Annotated in this window: 4 protein-coding genes; 2 read left to right on the forward strand and 2 right to left on the reverse strand. The window is 57.4% G+C overall.

The window, feature by feature from the left end; genetic code table 11:
- Positions 1 to 486: 486 nt before the first annotated feature.
- Positions 487 to 2856, reverse strand: coding sequence for a M64 family metallopeptidase (locus LAP85_14725; GenBank protein MBZ5497654.1), 2370 nt, complete (start codon positions 2854 to 2856; stop codon positions 487 to 489).
- Positions 2857 to 4215: 1359 nt separating this feature from the next.
- Between LAP85_14725 and LAP85_14730 the strand changes: the two genes are divergently transcribed.
- Entirely contained in the window at positions 4216 to 4530 is a 315-nt protein-coding gene (locus LAP85_14730; protein MBZ5497655.1) for a helix-turn-helix transcriptional regulator, read from the forward strand.
- Entirely contained in the window at positions 4527 to 5249 is a 723-nt protein-coding gene (locus tag LAP85_14735) for a hypothetical protein (GenBank protein ID MBZ5497656.1), read from the forward strand. The genes LAP85_14730 and LAP85_14735 overlap by 4 nt, the downstream gene beginning before the upstream one ends.
- A 195-nt stretch (positions 5250 to 5444) precedes the next feature.
- Here LAP85_14735 and LAP85_14740 read toward each other — a convergent pair whose 3' ends face one another.
- The gene (locus LAP85_14740; protein MBZ5497657.1) at positions 5445 to 5867 is read right to left on the reverse strand and encodes an IS1595 family transposase; all 423 of its coding nucleotides are present in this window, start codon (positions 5865 to 5867) and stop codon (positions 5445 to 5447) included.
- Positions 5868 to 6000 lie beyond the last annotated feature (133 nt).

The following is a 6000-nucleotide window of genomic DNA, read 5'->3' on the forward strand; positions in this document are numbered from 1 at the left end:
GTCTTTGATACAACCATGTAAAGAGTTTTCAACCGAGTGAGGCTTCGAGGGGAACTGAGGTTCCAGCTTTCCGGATTGTTCGTAATAGGTCCAACCGAACGGTACCAGATTGATACGCCTTGCATGATCACCGAGCGTCTCGATCTATCAGAATCCTGCATCTGGGCGGATCCCGTCATGCTGTCGAAGCCCGCAAACAGCGACCTCAGAGTTAGACGTTCAGGTTCAGATCCGGTTCTTGATACTTCCGGCAGCCGTCTGACCTCAAATGCCGCCCAATGTTGGATTTGTTGAAATAGTTCTTGTACCTACGAAACAACTTGGGTGTATTGTCGGGTAGAGGTCATTGCTGATACTGATCAATATCGCGCGAGCGACGACGAAGTGAAGCCCCAAAAGAAACAAAGTCGAAGGATTACCCAGTAACTACCCGCTTAGTAGGTGGTGGGGTTGTTGTGGAAACCCGACTTTTGCACCGGAAAGTAGCTAGTGTGGCATGAACCTGAGCGCGAAATCCCCTTCGGCGAGATCCCAGTACTCGTAATCGCAACCAAGTGCATTCAACACCGATCGAGACGTCGGGTGCTTATCGTGAAGTCTGGTGACTAGGCTCTCGCCCGACGGCAAGATGATGTCCACGGGCTGCGTCGAGTACCTGGCGCCCCGGCCGTTGAGTACCTGGATGCCGGGAATCCAGATGCGCGTTTCGCCCAGCGATCGCCGCTTGAACTCGATGGTGGCTGGCGTGCCAACCGTCACCCATGGCGTCAGGTCCATGCGTGACACGTACACGAGCTCGAGCGTGTCCGCTTGATACGTCATGAACTCCGATGCAGCAATCGGGTGGCCGTTGACCACGACGAGACCGTTGAGGTCGAGCGCGTCTGGTCGCGTGCTCGTCCCGCATGCCCGCTGATTGCGGCTCTGGAACTCCAGAAAGGCCTTCGGCGTGTTCTGGTAGTCGCGCAGCACGAACGGCATGCCCGCCACCGTGTGCAAATGCTCGACGATGACCCGGCTGCAGATTGGGCAGAGCGCGTGCGAGTGGTGGTCCTGGGAATTCATCAGGCACGCACGGAGGGCCGTGAACATCGGATCCGCGGCGAGATCCGCAATGTCCGGGAGTTCCGACTCCCACAAGCCGACCTGGAAGAGTGAAAGCGCATCGACGTAGCTGGGCGAGGTCGGGTCCGTGGAGTAAGGGAATCCTGCGTACGATCCCGGCGTGTTGCCCGCGTTGACCCACGCGAGCAGTCCGGTGCGGTATGCGTCGGTGACCGGAATCTTCCGGGATGCCGTCGGCGTCGTGCCGAACACAAACCAATCCTGCCAGGCGTGGGCACCAGTCGAGCTGAACGTTCCGTCGAACGTCTTGTTGATGATCTTGAATCGGTTGTCGTGCAGGTCGTGGTCGCCGAGGTTGAAGCCCCCTGTGACGGTGTGCAGGTACTCGTGAATCCCGGGGATCGAGTGCAGGTGTGCCTCGCAGAGCGATGCCCCGGCGTCGTCGTACGGACGGGTGGCGACCACTCCGTTGAATAGCGCCCATCCGTAGTAGTGCGCGACGGTACGGTTGCCGGTAAGCAGCAGCCAGGCATGCGGCATCGGGAGGATCCCGGGCACTAACTGGTTCGAGACTCGTGTCGAACCGAAGATCGTCTCGAGCGGCGGCGTCGCGGTTGGGTCGCTCCAGCCCGAGTCCTTGGAGTAGGTGATGACCGCCCAGAAGTTGAACAGATCCTTGTTGTAGAAGAAGGGTGCACGGTTCATGACGTTGACCATCATCTCCTGGCACATGGCATACGCCCGATCGCGCTCGGCATAGGTGAACCCTTCGGTCACGATCACGAAGTTATAGACGGCGTCCGACGGACGCCCGGAATCGTGCATCCTGATAATCCACGGCATGGGAACGCCGGTGGTGACTAGCGAGACGCCGCCGGTGTTCGTCGTTCCAGACGCGTACTGCCACTCGGTCCCGCCCCACTCCAGTCCGTCGTCACTCCGCCGCGCCCGTGTGACGAACCTTCGTCCGGTCGACGACGTAGCGTCGGCATACGACTCGACGAATGCCAGCGTCCAGCCGTACGTCGACGATGGATGAAGCGCGAGCGCGTGCAGCGCGGCTGCCGGGGATGTCTGCTGCCGCGCGACGCTGATTACAAGGCTTCGGAGGTTGAAGTTGACCGGACCCTTCCTGAATCTGGCGACTTTGATCCGGCCGGGCTCGCCGTACGCCATGAACACGAAATCCCCGGTGGTGGCGATCGCCAGCGCGCTGATCGGCGCGGCCAGGCACCAGGGATTCATGTTCAAGCAGCCTGGCAATCCCGGCACCGGAAACTGAGTCGTCCAAGTCGCCGCGTCGGCGGACTCGCGGATGACGATTTGAGAGGCCGCAGCTTGCGTGCTGGCAAGGTACAGCTTGCTGCCTTCGCTCCAGAGCGCGAAGCGCTCGCCCGCCGGCAAAGGCGCTAGGTCGCGCACCGGCGACCACGATGCACCATCGGCGGAGCTGCAGCACTTGAGCACTCCGCCTTCCTGCCATGCCAGTAGCAGCTCGCCGTTGAAATGCGTCAGCACAACGGCACTGTCGATGACGACCGCCCGATCGAACGACGAGGTCGTGACATGCGCCAGGATCGTTGGATGGGTGGCGCTCGAAGTGTGAATCATGGTCCGGCCGGCACTGCCGTCGAACGTCGCGCGAGCGACGTGCGTCCGCCCCGTCAGCGGGTGCTGCACGGCGCTCGGTTGCGTAATCTGCCGCGGGTCGGTGCCGACGTGCCGTTGGAGTGTCGTCTGAACGTCAAGATTTACGTGGGTGCCAACCGGGTGCGGTTGTTCACCGCGCACGTGTCGCAGCACGACGTGGCCGCTCTCGTTCCGACGGAACAGGACGATCGTGCCGGGCGGATCGCCGATATCAGCGTGGGTCGTTCTCCAGAAGGATGGCTCTGGCAGTGCAAGGGCGCCGGCTGCGCCGGCCAACGTGTGGACGAAATGCCTTCGGGTGAACAAGGGACACCTCCCGCGGTGGGATGTCAGAGGATATCACGGGCCGACGCCACTGGAAGCGCCACCCTCGTAAGATGGCGGATAGGCGAAACAAGCTGCCTGCTTGCGGCCGGCACCCCCCAGGCATGCGGCGCTACGTGCGACCCACCAGCTTCCGACAACGCGACGGTAAATCGACTGCGACGTTTGTGCATTAGCTATGGCTGCATTGTACACCTGAGCCGCATCGTTGGATACGGCTTTTGGGCGCACCCCTACCCTTGTTGCAAACGTCCATCGCAGAAAGACTCTACGAGAGCACAAAGCACCCACATTCCCGAATGCCATGTCGATGGCCACTCCACGAATGCTGAAGGTCACCTGGGCGGATAGTCCTAATAAACCGGACATTTGCCTCAAGCCGCCTTGGCGGACTGGTTAAATTGACGGATAGCCCGTCAATGTGCCAGCCGCCTTTGGGTGGAACTCAGTATACTCCGAAGGTCAGAGTTTTTTGGAGAATCCCGCGATAGCCTGACGTCGGCGTAAACCCGGTGCCTCCGTCTCGAAGCTTCACCTATCGTCCTTACAGTTGACCCTAGGTGGTCTCGAAGAGCAGGGCACCCCCAGTGCACCGACATTGACCTAGTTTCAGTTGCGTCAGATTGGCGACAGAGACACGATTAAGATAAGTCGCGCTTGCCGATTGCTTGCCGATTTGTTTGCTGATTTGCGTGGAAAAGGGCGGAAAAAGGCGGAAAATCTACATTAGAAACGCGTAAATCATTGATTCTAAAGGGACGGCACGCAGTTCGTAATCAGCAGGTCCTCGGTTCAAGTCCGAGCGCTGGCTCCATTAAAATCAACAACTTACGGCTGTCCGATTTCCCCGTTCCCCTCCAAAACAGCCTGCATTTGCCGAACATTTGCCGATGCCGTATCGAGGACCGCGGTCGACCCGCCGCGTCCCCGGCACCCAGCGGGCATAGATCCGCAGAGTAGTCGCCGGGTTGGCGTTCCCGAGCTGCACCGAGAGGTAGGCCAGATCGGCGCCAACTGCGAAGGGGTTTTGTCCGCACACCCCAATATTCGCTCATCTGGCTGCATTGCCGGACCGCTGGGAGCAAAACCGCCGACCCTTTTGGAATAATAGTCAACGATTGTCCGAGCAAGAACAAGATGCTTGAAATGAGTCTTACATTATGTAAGAATGATCACATGAAACGAAGTGCTAACGAGCCGCCAAGACTATCCTCAAAGGAAAAAGCCATTTTGGAACTACTGGCAGAAAAAGGCCGGATGTACGGACTCCAATTAGTATCCGAATCACGCGGGAGACTCAAAAGGGGTACCGTGTACGTAACACTGGGCCGTATGGAGAAAAAGCGGCTGATTGAATCAGAGCCCGAAAAGCTTGCAGACAACTCAGGCCTGGTGCCTCGGCGTATGTATCGAGCCACATCCTTCGGTGTGCATGTGTTGGAAGTCTGGACGCGCTTGGCACGTGAACTTGTTTGGGAGGTCGGCCGATGACGCCTGTTTTTCGCAGTTGTGGATTGGCGGGTTCCAGGCTCCGTCGATTTGCAGAAAAATACCTCGACCAATCAACCGTTGAGTTGATCGCCTTGCCGATTATCGCTGACCTCCAACACGAAAACTCGGCGGAGCCGCGCACTTGTGTAACCTGGTCGTTGGTTCTCTTACGAGGTTACTGGAGCTTCTGGAAGGCAATCGGTCTACAAACTGTCATCGGTGGAGATAGGAAAATGCGCACAATAAAGTTTATCGGTATTGATGCCTTGACATTCGTGCTTCTCCTGGTCGCAGCATTTTTCCTAACCCGTCCTGGATACCTTGTTAGTCCAGACAGGCACCACTCTATGATTTTCTGGAGCGTTCAGCTTTTATGCTGCCTGGCAGGATTGGCTATTGCGCTGGCCTTTCGAGTTCGACTCACGGCTTACTGCATAGCTAGCTTGGTTGCCTTTACAGTCTCGGAAATGGTGGCTCAGGCGTTTTACAGTCCCACCATGCATGTGGCGACGAGGATGATCCCAATAGAATATTCCGGCGTTAAGGTTTCGTTCATTACGCGTGTCTTTTCGGCAAGCGTGCCAACACCGATTCATTTTGCCGTAATGGGTGCCGCAATGCTGGGAGTCGCGTTTGGCGCAGGACTTACTCTGTGGGGAGCTAGGCTTGCTTTTCGAAATCGCATGCGTTCGTCTCCTCCAGAAATGGGAAATCCGTAGACTGATTTAACCCGCAAGATGTCAAGCAGTCTGTTGGTCCTGCCAGAGGACTCCTGACAAGAGCGTAACCCTACCTTCGGTAAACTTTACGGATGTTCCGGTTCCACGCGGGTTAAACGGCGAAACCAGACACTTGGATTTTTGCTTCATCGCCAGTTGGTTATCTCATGCTTATCCGGTTGTTTCAGCAGACCGCTAAATGTTGTGGTGCAGATCCTTCGCCCCGATTATGGTCTCGTACGCCATAGGCCCGCGGGCACTTCCGAGACCAAGAAGGGTCTGAAAGGAGGCCATGGGGTGTTTTCGCCGATTATGTCGAAAGACGAATTCATCCAGGTAGACTTGGAGGTGCCGGCGACTCACCCCGTGGTGTGTCCCAAGGAGCCATTGCTTTAAATTGCCAATTGCACGATCAGCCAATGGAACTACCGGCTTGGCGCCCTTTCGGAGTTCGGTGGCCATGGGTTGAGTACGAGGAACGTGCTTATAACCAATTGCTTCCAGGCCAGCGAAGCCCCCCAGCCCATCGGTGTATACCGTCGAGCCGGAAGTAACATTCCTATGGATGAAGTCGTTCAGGGTTTCCGCCCTAAAGTTTGGAATAACCTCCATCTGCAATCAGGCGCCGCCGCGCCAAAAACACTGTCCGGGAACCCGGCTCTGGGAGTAAAATATCGTCTGACTGGGGCATTTCCCCCGTAGTTTACATAATTTGTTTTTATCGGAAGCTGCTGGAGCCGTGGGCAGCACC

The organism is Terriglobia bacterium, from assembly GCA_020072565.1.
Classification (GTDB): domain Bacteria; phylum Acidobacteriota; class UBA6911; order UBA6911; family UBA6911; genus JAFNAG01.

Excerpts from the sequence above, each read along its gene's own strand:
- LAP85_14730 (MBZ5497655.1), top strand. The coding sequence starts at position 4,216 with ATGAAACGAAGTGCTAACGAGCCGCCAAGACTATCCTCAAAGGAAAAA.
- LAP85_14735 (MBZ5497656.1), top strand. The coding sequence starts at position 4,527 with ATGACGCCTGTTTTTCGCAGTTGTGGATTGGCGGGTTCCAGGCTCCGT.